12 protein-coding genes are annotated in these 13,540 nt (G+C 51.7%); 7 read left to right on the top strand and 5 right to left on the bottom strand.

Translation table 11 applies throughout. The features are described from left to right. The coding region (locus JTI85_RS21510) for an MFS transporter (RefSeq protein ID WP_255574802.1) at window positions 1-484 on the bottom strand (484 nt) is incomplete at its 3' end. Window positions 485-645: 161 nt separating this feature from the next. On the opposite strand from JTI85_RS21510, the gene JTI85_RS15150 reads away from it, so the two are divergent. After that, the gene (locus JTI85_RS15150; protein ID WP_048211100.1) at window positions 646-1,524 is read left to right on the top strand and encodes a LysR family transcriptional regulator; all 879 of its coding nucleotides are present in this window, start codon (window positions 646-648) and stop codon (window positions 1,522-1,524) included. Between the two features lie 62 nt (window positions 1,525-1,586). Here the strand turns inward: JTI85_RS15150 and glpQ are convergent, their stop codons facing one another. Together glpQ and glpT are read right to left on the bottom strand one after the other, a co-directional pair. Next, entirely contained in the window at window positions 1,587-2,654 is a 1,068-nt protein-coding gene (glpQ, locus tag JTI85_RS15155) for a glycerophosphodiester phosphodiesterase (RefSeq protein ID WP_061068203.1), read from the bottom strand. Window positions 2,655-2,657: 3 nt separating this feature from the next. Beyond that, window positions 2,658-4,016, bottom strand: a complete 1,359-nt coding sequence (gene glpT / locus JTI85_RS15160) for a glycerol-3-phosphate transporter (RefSeq protein WP_048211098.1) — start codon at window positions 4,014-4,016, stop codon at window positions 2,658-2,660. Window positions 4,017-4,288: 272 nt separating this feature from the next. Between glpT and glpA the strand changes: the two genes are divergently transcribed. The 4 genes from glpA to JTI85_RS15180 all read left to right on the top strand — a co-directional run bounded on the left by glpA (window position 4,289) and on the right by JTI85_RS15180 (window position 9,514). After that, window positions 4,289-5,917, top strand: coding sequence for an anaerobic glycerol-3-phosphate dehydrogenase subunit A (glpA, locus tag JTI85_RS15165; protein ID WP_048211097.1), 1,629 nt, complete (start codon window positions 4,289-4,291; stop codon window positions 5,915-5,917). Continuing rightward, window positions 5,907-7,166, top strand: coding sequence for a glycerol-3-phosphate dehydrogenase subunit GlpB (glpB, locus tag JTI85_RS15170; RefSeq protein WP_061068205.1), 1,260 nt, complete (start codon window positions 5,907-5,909; stop codon window positions 7,164-7,166). Before glpA ends, glpB begins: the two co-directional genes overlap by 11 nt. Continuing rightward, window positions 7,163-8,353, top strand: coding sequence for an anaerobic glycerol-3-phosphate dehydrogenase subunit GlpC (glpC, locus tag JTI85_RS15175; protein ID WP_048211095.1), 1,191 nt, complete (start codon window positions 7,163-7,165; stop codon window positions 8,351-8,353). The genes glpB and glpC overlap by 4 nt, the downstream gene beginning before the upstream one ends. Before the next feature lie 183 nt (window positions 8,354-8,536). Then, window positions 8,537-9,514: an Rpn family recombination-promoting nuclease/putative transposase gene (locus tag JTI85_RS15180; RefSeq protein WP_219351694.1), complete on the top strand. Its 978-nt coding sequence runs from the start codon at window positions 8,537-8,539 to the stop codon at window positions 9,512-9,514. Between the two features lie 38 nt (window positions 9,515-9,552). Here JTI85_RS15180 and JTI85_RS15185 read toward each other — a convergent pair whose 3' ends face one another. Then, a complete protein-coding gene (locus tag JTI85_RS15185; protein ID WP_219351695.1) occupies window positions 9,553-10,749 on the bottom strand; it encodes a nicotinamide mononucleotide deamidase-related protein YfaY in 1,197 nt (398 codons plus the stop codon). A 79-nt stretch (window positions 10,750-10,828) separates the two neighbouring features. Continuing rightward, window positions 10,829-11,371, bottom strand: a complete 543-nt coding sequence (locus JTI85_RS15190) for a YfaZ family protein (RefSeq protein ID WP_219351696.1) — start codon at window positions 11,369-11,371, stop codon at window positions 10,829-10,831. Between the two features lie 318 nt (window positions 11,372-11,689). Here JTI85_RS15190 and nudI point away from each other — a divergent pair, with 318 nt between their 5' ends. Continuing rightward, a complete protein-coding gene (gene nudI / locus JTI85_RS15195) occupies window positions 11,690-12,115 on the top strand; it encodes a nucleoside triphosphatase NudI (RefSeq protein WP_048211091.1) in 426 nt (141 codons plus the stop codon). 284 nt (window positions 12,116-12,399) lie between these two features. Next, a complete protein-coding gene (arnB, locus tag JTI85_RS15200; protein WP_219352586.1) occupies window positions 12,400-13,536 on the top strand; it encodes a UDP-4-amino-4-deoxy-L-arabinose aminotransferase in 1,137 nt (378 codons plus the stop codon). The last annotated feature ends 4 nt before the right edge of the window (window positions 13,537-13,540 follow it).

A 13,540-nucleotide genomic window follows, 5' to 3' on the forward strand; every position in this document is an offset into this window, starting at 1 on the left:
AAGCTTCCCAGCGCGCCATATTCAGCCCTACCCATGGCCCCACAACCATTGCCAGTCCCATGGCTAAAGAGAAAAAACTGATGCCCTCCCCACGTCGGGAGGCCGGTATCAACCGCGCGGAAATCGTTCCTTTTACCGTGGTTATAACGCCAAACGTTACACCATGAAGCACCCGAATCAGCAGGAGTGATTCAATTGAATGGCAAACCGGATACAGCGCAGTGACCACCAAAAAGGCCAGAGAAGAGAGCACCAGAATCGTTTTATTCGAATATTTCCCCACCCACTGCCCGGCAAAAGGACGAACAAGAATGGCAGAGCCCAAAAAGAACGTGACTAATAAACCGGCCTTATCAGGAGTAGCATGCAGGCGATCCGAAATATAGATCGGAAGCAGGGTCAGCAGGACATAAAAAACAAAAAAGATAATAAAGCTGATAATCGTTATTGCCCAGAAATCCTTCGTCCACAGTTTTTCTTTCATATTCGACAACCTGTCCAGACGGCGCACGCAGGCAACGCTCAGCACAACTGAACGACGGACAAGTGCGTCAAAATGTGAGTTAAACACCAGAACGCCAGTATAAATAGGCTCATGATATTAGAGAAATTAATCGTTTTAATATTATTAATTAGAAGGAACTAATGACACTAACACAGATCCACGCTTTACTTGCCGTGCTCGAGTACGGCGGTTTTACCGAAGCCAGCAAGCGGCTGTATATGACCCAGTCCGCCGTGAGTCAGGCAATTTCAGCATTAGAAGAAGAGCTGGGCGTTGATATTTTAATCCGCGAACGTCGCAAAGACATCAGGCTCACCCCGGCGGGACACCGGATCGTGCCACGCCTGCGAGCCATCGTGTCAGAAACCAACGCGGTGAAAGAAATTGCCGAGCAGGAACGACAAAATCCAGCCCGAACCCTGCGTATCGGCTGTTTTCCCAGCGCCTGCGCCTGCATTTTACCTGGCATTATCCGCCACTTTGAACAGCAGCATCCGCACATCAAAATTATCCCCTTCGAAGAGAACAGCCCGGCGATCGTTGATTCCCTGCGCAGCGGGGATATCGATGCGGGATTTGTGCATTTCCCGGTCAATGGCATGTACTGCGTACCGGTTTACCGCGATAAATTTACCGTAGTGGTCCCCGAAAGCCACCCACTGGCAGCCAACACCACTATTTCGCTGGAAGAACTGATGGGAGAACCGCTGATTATCAGTAAAGGCCGCTATGAATTAAGCATCATGACGTTGTTTAAAGAAAAAGGGATTGAGCCAATTATTAAATACGAATTTAACCACCCGGATACCGCAATGAGCTTTATTCGCCAGGGGCTGGGGATTGCATTATTACCGGAACTCACGCTGAAGGCGGTTGGCGGGGAAATTCGCTCAGTGGCGCTGGAGCCAACGTTTTATCGACAAATATCGTTATTGGCAAAAGAGCCGCCGGTAGACGGCAGCCCTTTATTTCTACTGCAGGCATATATGGAATCGTTGACTGCTGACGGCCTCATCTAGCAATCTGCTCACGCTTCACAAATAAGGCCTGCGGGAATACGTTCATCGCAGGCCTTCTGCCCTTACTCTTTATGCAGGAATTTCACCGCTTTGTCGGGAAAGTCGGTGAACAGCCCGTCAACGCCCGCCTTGTTGTACAACACGTCATACAGCTGGTTTACATCCGTTGCATAATCCGGCAACTGATCGGCACGAACAGTATAAGGATGCACCACCATCTTGTTCTGGTGCGCGTCCTGTACCATACCCGTCAATGAGATGTTGCCCTTACTGGACTTCTCATCAACCAGCATATGGTAGTCCGGCCCAATGCCGTCCGCATACTGCGCAACCTGCTTCATGGCACCCGGTTTAAACATCCAGTCGTAGTTGTAATTCACCCAACTGCCGTCTGGCTTTTTCTCCTGAGTTTCATTCCAGTCAGTGTACGCAATCAACTGCACCAGATTGAGATCCATCCCCATCTTCGGTTCCAGTTCATTCTTAATGCGTTTTAACTCCGCAACATCAAAGCACTGCAGATAGACATTGTCTTGTTTACCGGTGTACCCGTACTTTTTCAGCACTTCCAGCGTTTTAGCCGCAATGTCCTTCCCTTCCTGATGATGGAACCACGGCGCTTTCATTTCCGGGTAAATACCGATATTTTTGCCGGTTGAATGATTTAATCCCTGAACAAATTCAATTTCTTCTTCGAAAGTGTGCACACGGAAATCAGATTTACCCATCGGGAAACGCCCTGGATATGTCTGTACCTTTTTGCCATTTTCGATATCGAAACCTTCGGTAAATTTCAGCGATTTGATCTCATCCAGCGTAAAGTCGATGGCATAGTAACGCCCATCTTTACGCGCACGATCCGGGAAGCGATCAGCAACATCGGTGACGCGGTCAAGATAGTGGTCATGCAGGACGACCAGATGGTCGTCTTTAGTCATCACCAAATCCTGCTCCAGAAAATCCGCGCCCTGAGCATAAGCCATCGCTTTCGCAGGTAACGTATGCTCCGGTAAATATCCGCTGGCGCCACGGTGCGCAATGACAATTTTATCTGCGGCAACCGCCGCACTGCTCACAACCATACCTGCCAGCATCAGCGCCACGCTAAGACTTTTCAATGTGGTTTTCATCTATTAGCCCCCGTTACGCTTGAGCAGCATCTCTTCATGATGGCGTTTTTCACCAATCATGACGACTACCAGCAGAATCACCGCCAGCACGCTACCGCCAATCATCACCATAAAGCCGCCGTCCCAACCGAAGAAGTCGACGGTGTAGCCGACAATGGCGCTCGCCGCGACAGAACCGCCCAGGTAACCGAACAGTCCAGTGAAGCCTGCCGCCGTCCCCGCCGCTTTTTTCGGTGCCAGTTCCAGCGCATGCAGACCGATCAACATGACCGGGCCGTAGATCAGGAAGCCGATGATAATCATACAAGCCATATCTACGTTCGGGTTGCCTGCCGGGTTCATCCAGTAAACGATGGTCGCGATGGTAACCAGCGTCATAAAGAACACGCCGGTGGCACCACGGTTACCACGGAAGACTTTATCCGACATCCAGCCACACAGCAGCGTGCCAGGAATCCCCGCATATTCATACAGGAAGTAGGCCCAGGATGATTTATCCAGTGCAAAATGCTTCACTTCTTTCAGGTAAGTCGGCGACCAGTCGAGGATGCCGTAGCGCAGCAGATACACAAACACGTTGGCGATAGCGATGTACCACAACAGTTTGTTCGGCAGTACGTATTGCATGAAGATCTGCTTGGCAGTCAGCTCTTCTTCCGCTTTTTCGTTGTAATCATCCGGATAGTCGTTCTTGTACTCTTCGATAGGCGGCAGGCCACAGGACTGCGGCGTATCACGCATCATCGCAAAAGCAAACAGCGCAACGACTATCGCACCAAAGGCAGGCATGTACAGCGCCGCTTTCCAGTCGTTAAACCAGGCCATACCCAGCAGGAACAGCAGCGGAGGCAGACCGCCACCTACGTTATGCGCACAGTTCCAGACAGAAACGATACCACCACGCTCTTTCTGCGACCACCAGTGCACCATAGTACGACCACACGGCGGCCACCCCATCCCCTGGAACCAACCGCAGAGGAACAGCAGCACAAACATGACTGCAATGCTGGATGTCGCCCACGGCACGAAGCCCATGAACAGCATCACCGCAGCCGCCAGAATCAGACCCGCGGGCAGGAAAACGCGCGGATTCGAGCGATCTGAGACGGACCCCATGATGAATTTCGAAAATCCGTATGCAATGGAGATACCGGACAACGCAAAACCCAGATCGCCACGCGAGAAACCCTGTTCAACCAGATACGGCATGGCCAGAGCAAAGTTCTTACGTACCAGATAGTACGCGGCATAACCGAAAAATATTCCCAGGAAAATCTGCCAGCGCAATCGACGATAAGTCGGATCGATCTCCGCTGCAGCTAAACGCGCTTTGTGTGGCGCAGGTTTAAAAATGCTCAACATATATAGTAGCCTCCGTGGCCGTCTTTCATTCGAAGGAAACACTGCAGATTGCCGTAGCAACCCTACCGCTCCCAGTGTGGCCGCGATGTTAAGGAAACATTCCGGGCAATAATGTGAATTACAGCACAGATTGTTACACATTTATGACAAATGTTCATAAAAGCGCACGGAATCACGTTTCATTTTCGAATTATGAGCGATTATGCGCGAAATCAAACAATCCATGTTTTTTATGTGGCTAAATGATAAAAAACGAACTGTGAGGAAAAACAATGAAAACTCGCGACTCGCAAACAAGTGACGTGATTATCATTGGTGGAGGAGCAACAGGTGCAGGGATCGCACGCGACTGTGCCCTGCGCGGATTGCGCGTCATCTTAGTAGAACGCCACGATATCGCGACAGGCGCGACGGGCCGTAACCACGGTCTGCTGCACAGCGGAGCACGTTACGCCGTTACTGACGCTGAATCTGCCCGCGAATGCATTAGCGAAAACCAAATTCTGAAACGTATCGCCCGCCATTGTGTTGAGCCGACGGACGGTCTGTTTATTACGCTGCCGGAAGATGAACTCTCTTTCCAGGCAACCTTTATTCGTGCCTGTGAAGACGCGGGCATCCGCGCAGAAGCGATTGATCCACAACAGGCGCGTATTATCGAACCTTCGGTAAACCCACAACTGATTGGCGCAGTGAAAGTACCAGACGGTACCGTTGATCCTTTCCGCTTAACCGCCGCCAACATGCTGGATGCACGAGAGCACGGTGCGATTATCTTAACGGCCCATGAAGTGACGGGGCTGATTCGTGAAGGTGCGACGGTGTGCGGGGTGAACGTACGCAACCATCTGACGGGCGAGATGCAATCTCTGCATGCGCCGGTGGTCGTGAATGCCGCCGGGATCTGGGGCCAGCGCATTGCGGAATATGCCGATCTGAGCATCCGTATGTTCCCGGCGAAAGGTTCTCTGTTGATCATGGATCATCGCATAAATCAGCATGTTATCAACCGCTGCCGTAAGCCATCTGATGCCGATATTCTGGTGCCTGGCGATACCATTTCGCTGATCGGTACAACCTCACAACACATTGATTACGACGATATCGACAGCAACCGCGTCACCGCAGAAGAGGTGGATATTCTGCTGCGTGAGGGTGAGAAGCTGGCGCCAATTATGGCGAAAACTCGCATCCTGCGCGCTTACTCCGGTGTGCGTCCGCTGGTGGCCAGCGACGACGATCCGACCGGTCGTAACGTCAGCCGCGGTATTGTGTTATTCGATCACGCAACGCGCGACGGACTGGACGGATTTATCACCATTACTGGTGGCAAACTGATGACCTACCGCCTGATGGCGGAATGGGCCACCGACGCAGTATGCCGCAAACTGGGCAATTCTCGCCCTTGTACAACCGCAGAGACAGCTCTGCCAGGCTCACAGGAGTCGACCGAACACACGCTTAAACGCGTTATCTCTTTGCCAGCGCCACTGCGCGGCTCGGCGGTCTACCGCCATGGCGACCGCACCCCGGCGTGGCTTAGCGAAGGCCGTCAGCACCGCAGCCTGGTCTGTGAATGTGAAGCCGTCACCGCAGGTGAAGTGCAATATGCCGTTGAAAATTTAACCGTCAACAGTTTGCTCGATTTACGTCGTCGCACCCGCGTCGGGATGGGGACTTGTCAGGGCGAATTGTGTGCCTGCCGCGCTGCAGGTTTGCTACAACGTTTTAATGTCACCACCGCCGCACAATCTATCACCCAGCTTTCTGAATTCCTCAACGAACGCTGGAAAGGCGTGCAGCCTATCGCGTGGGGAGATGCGCTGCGCGAAAGCGAATTCACGCGTTGGGTCTATCAGGGATTGTGCGGTCTGGAAAAGGAGCACCAGGATGAAATTTGATACCGTCATTATCGGCGGCGGTCTCGCCGGGCTGATGTGTGGCCTACAACTGCAAAAAAGCGGGTTGCGCTGTACGATTGTTACCCGCGGCCAAAGCGCGCTGCACTTTTCCTCCGGCTCACTGGATTTGCTCAGCAACCTGCCCGATGGTCAACCGGTAACCGACATTGAAGCGGGGCTGAATGCGCTGCGCACTCAGGCACCTGGTCATCCGTATAGCACCATCGGTACGCAGACCGTACTGGCGCTGGCGCAGCAGGCGCAGAATTTGCTGGAAGAGTGCGGAACGCATTTGCACGGTAAGGTTCATCAGGCTCATCAACGTGTAACACCGTTGGGAACCCTGCGTTCAACCTGGCTTAGTTCAGCGGAAGTGCCGGTCTGGCCGTTATCAGCACAACGTGTCTGTGTGGTGGGAATTAGCGGCTTACTGGATTTCCAGGCGCACCTTGCCGCGGCCTCACTGCGCCAGCGTAACCTCAGCGTCGAAACGGCTGAAATCGATTTGCCAGAACTGGATGTCCTGCGTGATAACCCAACCGAATTTCGCGCCGTCAACATTGCACGTCTGTTAGATAACGAAGATAAATGGTCGCTGCTCTATGACGCCCTGTTACCAATCGCGAAAACCTGCGACATGATAATTATGCCAGCCTGTTTCGGCCTGGCTGACGATCGGCTATGGAAGTGGCTCAATGACCGCCTGCCCTGCTCACTGATGTTATTACCAACTTTACCGCCGTCAGTGCTGGGCATGCGCCTGCATAACAAATTGCAGCGCCAGTTTGTACGCCAGGGTGGAGTGTGGATGCCCGGTGATGAAGTGAAAAAAATCACCTGTCAGGATGGCGTTGTCAGCGAAATCTGGACCCGCAACCATGCCGATATTCCATTGCGCCCACGCTTCGCCGTACTCGCCAGCGGTAGTTTCTTTAGCAGCGGACTGGTCGCCACGCGCGAAGCCGTTCATGAGCCGATTCTCGGTCTGGATGTGCACCAAACCGCCACACGTGCGCAGTGGTATCAGCGTGACGTCTTTGATCCGCAACCGTGGCAACAGTTTGGCGTAACCACCGATGCTGAACTGCGTCCATCGCTTGCAGGAAAAACAGTAGAGAATATGTTTGCCATCGGATCGGTACTTGGCGGTTTTGACCCTATCGCCCAGGGTTGCGGAGGCGGAGTGTGTGCAGTGAGCGCTTTACACGCCGCACATCATATTGCGAAACGTGCAGGAGGCCAGCAATGAGCGACACACGTTTTGAAAGTTGTATCAAATGCACAGTGTGCACCACTGCCTGCCCGGTAAGCCGTGTCAACCCAGGTTACCCTGGCCCTAAACAAGCCGGCCCTGACGGTGAACGTCTGCGTTTGAAAGATGGTGCGTTATATGACGATGCGCTGAAATATTGCATCAACTGCAAACGCTGTGAAGTGGCCTGCCCTTCGGATGTCAAAATTGGCGATATCATTCAACGCGCGCGTGCCAAATACGACACGACACGTCCGTCGATACGTAACTTTGTCTTAAGCCATACCGATTTGATGGGCAGTGTTTCTACGCCGTTCGCACCCATCGTGAACACCGCGACTTCACTGAAACCGGTGCGCCAGCTTCTTGATTATGCACTAAAAATCGATCATCGCCGTACGCTGCCGAAGTACTCCTTCGGTACCTTCCGCCGCTGGTATCGCAGCATCGCCGCACAGCAGGCGCAGTATCAGGATCAAGTTGCATTTTTCCACGGTTGCTTTGTGAACTACAACCATCCGCAACTCGGTAAAGATCTGATAAAAGTGCTGAACGCGATGGGTACTGGCGTACAATTGCTGAGTAAAGAGAAATGCTGCGGCGTACCACTGATCGCCAACGGTTTCACCGATAAAGCACGTAAGCAGGCGGTAAGTAATGTGGCTTCACTGCGAGAAGCGATTGACGGAAAAGGCATCCCGGTTATTGCCACCTCTTCAACCTGTACCTTTGCGCTACGCGATGAATACCCTGAAGTGCTGGATGTCGACAACTCAGGGCTACGCGAACATATTGAACTGGCTACACGCTGGCTGTGGCGCAAGCTGGACGAAGGGAAAACGTTGCCGCTGAAAACGTTGCCGCTAAAAGTGGTCTATCACACACCATGTCATATGGAGAAAATGGGCTGGACACTCTATACGCTGGAACTGCTGCGACAAATTCCTGGACTTGAACTGACAGTGCTGGATTCACAGTGCTGCGGGATCGCCGGAACTTACGGATTCAAAAAGGAAAACTACCCGACGTCACAGTCAATTGGCGCACCGCTATTCCGCCAGATTGAAGAAAGCGGCGCGGATATCGTCGTGACCGACTGCGAAACGTGTAAATGGCAGATTGAGATGTCGACAAGTAAGCGTTGCGAACATCCTATCACCCTGCTTGCCAAAGCGTTGGGGTAACTCAGTTGCCCGGTGGTGTTTGCTACCGGGCATTTTTGTGCATCCAGTTCCGCTTATTTGAATACGTTGCAGTCGGGCGTATTTATCTCTGATTCACCCACGCAAAGAATCAATTTCTCATATGCAGCGCTTGCGAAAAGTAGATACCGTCACGCCACCTTCTCTTTCTGGTGACGGACTACCATGGCTAAACCTACCACATCCACACCGCATGATGCGGTTTTTAAAAAGATCATTTCTTATCCTGAGATGGCCCGGGATTTTCTGGAGATTCACCTCCCCGTCACATTACGTGAGATTTGCAATTTGCAAACGCTGAAGCTGGAGTCCACCAGTTTTATCGAACAGGATCTCCGCGCGTACTACTCCGACGTATTGTGGTCGCTAAAAACCCACGAAGGTGATGGCTATATCTATTGTGTCATCGAACATCAGAGTACAGCTGTGCAGCACATGGCATTCCGCCTGATGCGCTATGCCACCGCTGCGATGCAGCATCATCTTGATGCCGGGAATAAAACACTGCCGCTGGTGATCCCCATGTTGTTTTATCACGGTCAACAAAGTCCCTATCCCTGGTCACTCAACTGGCTGGATGAATTTGACAACCCACAACTGGCGCGACAACTTTATTCAGAAGCTTTTCCGCTGGTCGACATTACCGTGATTCCTGACGATGAAATCGCGCAACATCGGCGTGTTGCGTTGCTTGAATTGATGCAAAAACATATCCGCGATCGCGATTTGATGGGATTAGTGGACCGACTGGTCTCGTTATTAGTTACAAGCACCGCTAATGACAGCCAGCTACAGACGCTATTTAATTATCTGCTACGGTACGGCGACGTTTCTCACGTCAACGAATTTATCCATAAAGTTGCCGAACGTTCCCCTCATAACAAGGAGAGGCTGATGACAATCGCAGAGAGACTCAGACAAGAAGGCCACCACGATGGGCTGCAACAAGGGTTACAACAAGGATTGGAACAAGGRKTACAAMAAGGATTGGAACAAGGAGTACAAAAAGGATTGGAACAAGGAGTACAAAAAGGTACGCAAGAAGAAGCAATACGGATCGCTCGCATGATGCTGGAACAAGGGATTGATCGTGATTTGGTTCAGTTAATTACCGGGTTATTGCCAGACGATGTCACAGCGTGAGTCAAACAGGGAAGGTTTGTAACCTTCCCTGCCACTAATCAAACCGTCAGGAATTCCACCACATCGATCCAGCCGTGTTCCCCGGCGATATCCTGACCATTTAGCCAACGCCGCAGCATATTAAGCGCCATCATTGCGCAAACCTCCTGACGAACAGCCAAACTATAGCGATTTGCATTGAGTCGCACCCGCAAGGCATGCGTGCCGTCAGGTGTTGCCAGTGCGAAGTTAATATGTTCGTTTTCGAAACCCGATACCGCCAGCGCCAGTTCGGCATAATGATTGCCGCGTCGCTCGGTTATCCAGTGCGCCGTTTGCGCCAGCGTTTCTTCCTGAGATGGCACTACCTCGCTCGCTAACAACGGGGCACTGGCGCGAGAGAGCTGCAGGGCAATTAAGCCTCCGGTAAATTGCTCGCTCAGCGTCAGACTGTACTGGCGCTCCTGGAGCTTACGGGCAATTTGCGCAGGTAACCCTTCGGTACCTTCAAAAATCATATTCTGGCCAGCAACGCGTTTCACCTCTGGCCATAGCGCCAGCATCGCTTCACGTTGGGAATCGGGTCCGGTTAACTTCAGCTCGATAATCGGCATCGACGAGCGATAGCCCATTGTCACCCCGGGCGGTAAAACCAAAGGATCCAGGCTCTGCGCCAGATCGCTTTCAGAACGACCAAAGGTCGTTAAGCGCAGGCATAGCGGGGGTTGAGAGAGAGAAAAACGCTCACGCAGGCGCGGCAGGATCTCATGTTCAACCATGACTTTAAATTCTGACGGCACACCCGGCGTAAAGAACATCAGGCAGCGATTAAGCTTTACGGCGAACCCGCAGGCAGTTCCGACCGGATTATTAATAAACTCCGCACTGGCCGGAAGCTCAGCCTGTTTGCTATTGCTCGGCGCCATGACGCGTCCCCGCTCACGGAAAAAACGCGCCATTTCGGCCAGCCACGCTTCATGCAGCACCAGCCCTTCACCTTTTGCGGTTGCCGCCGCCAGTGCGCTCAAATCATCGCTGGTCGGCCCTAAGCCGCCATTGACGATCAGCACATCAGCATGTTCGCTACGCTCACGCAGAATAGCGACCAAATCGTTCAGATTGTCGCCAACCGTATTGCGGCGTGTTAACGGTAATCCCTGATTAAAGAAAAAATCGGCCAGCCAGGCGGCATTAGTGTCGACGATTTGTCCGTGCAACACTTCATCCCCGGTGGATAGCATCTCCACGTTTAACATCGTGTTCTCCTGCTTTTATGATGAAAACACTATAACGCATGGAGGGGGGAAGGCGCGACTGAACGCCGCGCCTGGTCGATTAGAAACTGGCGTTTACCCCGATGTATGGGCCGTCAGCAATCGCGTTATCGCGGTTGCCATCTTTACCCGCCAGATTCAGGTAACGGTAACCTGCTTCAATGCTCAGCGGACGCATAATCGTCAGGCGCGCACCGGCATTTGCTTCTTCGTAGCTGTCGATCCCGCTGGAGAGTGAATCCGGGGAGTAGTAGTATTCACCAAACAGACGGAAACTGTCGCCAATCGGCCACTGTAAACCACCACCGACAGCTGCCGCGTAGCCTTCATCACCGTCTTTCGGGTTGGTATAGATACCTTTCCCACCGACTGTTGCCAGCAACGGACCCAGAGGGATATTCAGACCAAGGCCAAGCCCTGCAACATCACCGTCGTCATCGTTATGCATCCAGTTGCCGCTAACAGCCAGTCCAGTGGACTCAGTACCCATACCGAAACCGAGGTTGGTGTAATCTTCGCCTGCCTGACCGCTAATGCTAATCGCATTCGCCGACGCAGAAACAAACAGCATTCCGGCAAAACCCAGTAATAAACTTTTTTCCATTTTCTATCCTTTCCAGCAAGAATCAAAACATAGCCCCAAAACCGCTGGATTGTACTGCCAGATGGCGAGGAATCAATGAGCTAAAAAAGCGATGCAATGACATATTGTAACTAAATACTACCCGCAATGTTTCAGTAAGGTTAAGTTCTTACCCGAAATAGACGATAAAAGGCACCTGATTGCCGTTTTCAACAGACAACGTCATCTTCCCCGGCAAAGCTGGCTTAAACAGCAATGAAGCGTTTTTTCTGTCGCCTGCAAAAGGTAAGATGTGTTAACAATGGACTCCTCCGCCCCTCCCCTACAAGGAACAGACTTATGCGTCAAAGAACGATTGTTTGCCCACTCATTCAAAATGAAGGCTGTTTTTTACTGTGCAAAATGGCCGATGATCGCGGTGTTTTCCCTGGTCAGTGGGCGCTGTCTGGCGGCGGCGTTGAGCCAGGTGAGCGCATCGAAGAGGCTTTGCGTCGTGAAGTGAGGGAAGAGTTGGGTGAACAACTGGTATTATCAGAAATTACTCCGTGGACCTTCAGCGATGATATTCGGACCAAAACCTATGCCGATGGCAGTCAGGAAGAGATTTATATGATTTATCTCATCTTCGATTGTGTGGCGGCTAATCGTGAAGTGAACATTAACGAAGAGTTCCAGGACTTCGCCTGGGTTAAAGCTGAAGATCTTGGCACCTACGACTTAAATATCGCCACGCGTAAAACGTTGACCTTGAAAGGGTTACTGTAAATCCCACGAGTTTAAACGTAATATAAACGATGTTCACAATAGCGGTATTGTTCTCAGCATTCAGCAACAGAGACCAACGCCGCCATAACGACTAAAAACACTTTATATTCAAATAAATAAATCACCCCTCCCTGTTTTTATCTTTATACCCCAAACCTTAAACTCTTAAGGATAAATTAACCTTCAGTCTTTAACCTTTGTGGCCTGATGAAATAATTAACGATGCCCCTGTTTATCACTAAAAATAAAACTGCGGTGGCGTTAAATGGCTTGAAGGAATAATGATGTCTGACTTTTTGCCTTTCTCCCGTCCGGCAATGGGTGATGAAGAACTTGCCGCAGTTAAGGCGGTTCTGGATTCAGGGTGGATAACCACGGGTCCTAAAAATCAGCAGTTGGAAGACGCTTTCTGCCAGCTCACAGGAAACCAAAACGCCGTTGCCATCTGTTCCGCGACGGCAGGTATGCACATTACGCTAATGGCGCTGGGTGTGGGTGAAGGCGATGAAGTGATCACCCCGTCGATGACGTGGGTATCTACACTCAACATGATTGTCCTGCTGGGCGCCACAGCGGTTATGATCGATGTTGACCGCGATACGCTGATGGTGACCCCCGAACAAATTGAAGCCGCTATCACACCACGAACCAAAGCTATTATTCCCGTGCATTATGCCGGGGCCCCAGCCGATCTTGATGCCATTTACGCCATCGGTGAACGCTATGGAATCCCTGTTATTGAAGACGCAGCACACGCCGTCGGAACGTTATACAAGGGTCGTCATGTCGGTGCTCGTGGTACCGCAATCTTTTCCTTTCACGCTATCAAGAATGTGACCTGTGCTGAGGGTGGACTGATTGTTACTGACGACAGCCAGCTCGCTCAACGGCTTCGCAGCCTGAAATTTCACGGCCTGGGTGTAGATGCGTATGACCGTCAAACCTATGGCCGCGCGCCGCAAGCTGAAGTTCTCGCGCCGGGATATAAGTACAACCTGACTGATATCAACGCTGCCATCGCCCTGGTACAGTTGAACAAGCTGGCTCGTCTGAACGCACGCCGTGCGCAAATTGCGCAGCAGTATCAACAGGCGCTGGCCGATACGCCGTTTCAACCGCTCACCCTGCCTCAGTGGTCACATGTGCACGCCTGGCATTTGTTCATCATTCGCGTGGATGAAGCCCGCTGCGGGCTGAACAGAGATGCTCTGATGGAAGCACTAAAGGCCAGAAATATTGGCACAGGCCTGCATTTTCGCGCGGCCCACACGCAGAAATATTATCGCGAACGTTTCACCGATCTTTCTTTGCCTAATACCGAATGGAATAGCGCACGCATATGTTCACTGCCGCTATTTCCCGACATGACCGACGATGACACACAACGCGTCATTACGGCACTTCGCCAGATTGCAGGATAATAAG

The sequence above is a fragment of the Citrobacter sp. Colony219 genome, assembly GCF_019382635.1.
Classification (GTDB): Bacteria; Pseudomonadota; Gammaproteobacteria; order Enterobacterales; family Enterobacteriaceae; genus Citrobacter; species Citrobacter youngae.

What these genes read in the sequence shown, in the direction of transcription:
- JTI85_RS15190 (WP_219351696.1), bottom strand. Translation starts at nt 11,371, where the DNA reads ATGGAAAAAAGTTTATTACTGGGTTTTGCCGGAATGCTGTTTGTTTCT.
- glpB (WP_061068205.1), top strand. Translation starts at nt 5,907, where the DNA reads ATGAAATTTGATACCGTCATTATCGGCGGCGGTCTCGCCGGGCTGATG.
- JTI85_RS15150 (WP_048211100.1), top strand. Translation starts at nt 646, where the DNA reads ATGACACTAACACAGATCCACGCTTTACTTGCCGTGCTCGAGTACGGC.
- glpC (WP_048211095.1), top strand. Translation starts at nt 7,163, where the DNA reads ATGAGCGACACACGTTTTGAAAGTTGTATCAAATGCACAGTGTGCACC.
- nudI (WP_048211091.1), top strand. Translation starts at nt 11,690, where the DNA reads ATGCGTCAAAGAACGATTGTTTGCCCACTCATTCAAAATGAAGGCTGT.
- JTI85_RS15185 (WP_219351695.1), bottom strand. Translation starts at nt 10,749, where the DNA reads ATGTTAAACGTGGAGATGCTATCCACCGGGGATGAAGTGTTGCACGGA.
- arnB (WP_219352586.1), top strand. Translation starts at nt 12,400, where the DNA reads ATGTCTGACTTTTTGCCTTTCTCCCGTCCGGCAATGGGTGATGAAGAA.
- glpA (WP_048211097.1), top strand. Translation starts at nt 4,289, where the DNA reads ATGAAAACTCGCGACTCGCAAACAAGTGACGTGATTATCATTGGTGGA.
- glpQ (WP_061068203.1), bottom strand. Translation starts at nt 2,654, where the DNA reads ATGAAAACCACATTGAAAAGTCTTAGCGTGGCGCTGATGCTGGCAGGT.
- glpT (WP_048211098.1), bottom strand. Translation starts at nt 4,016, where the DNA reads ATGTTGAGCATTTTTAAACCTGCGCCACACAAAGCGCGTTTAGCTGCA.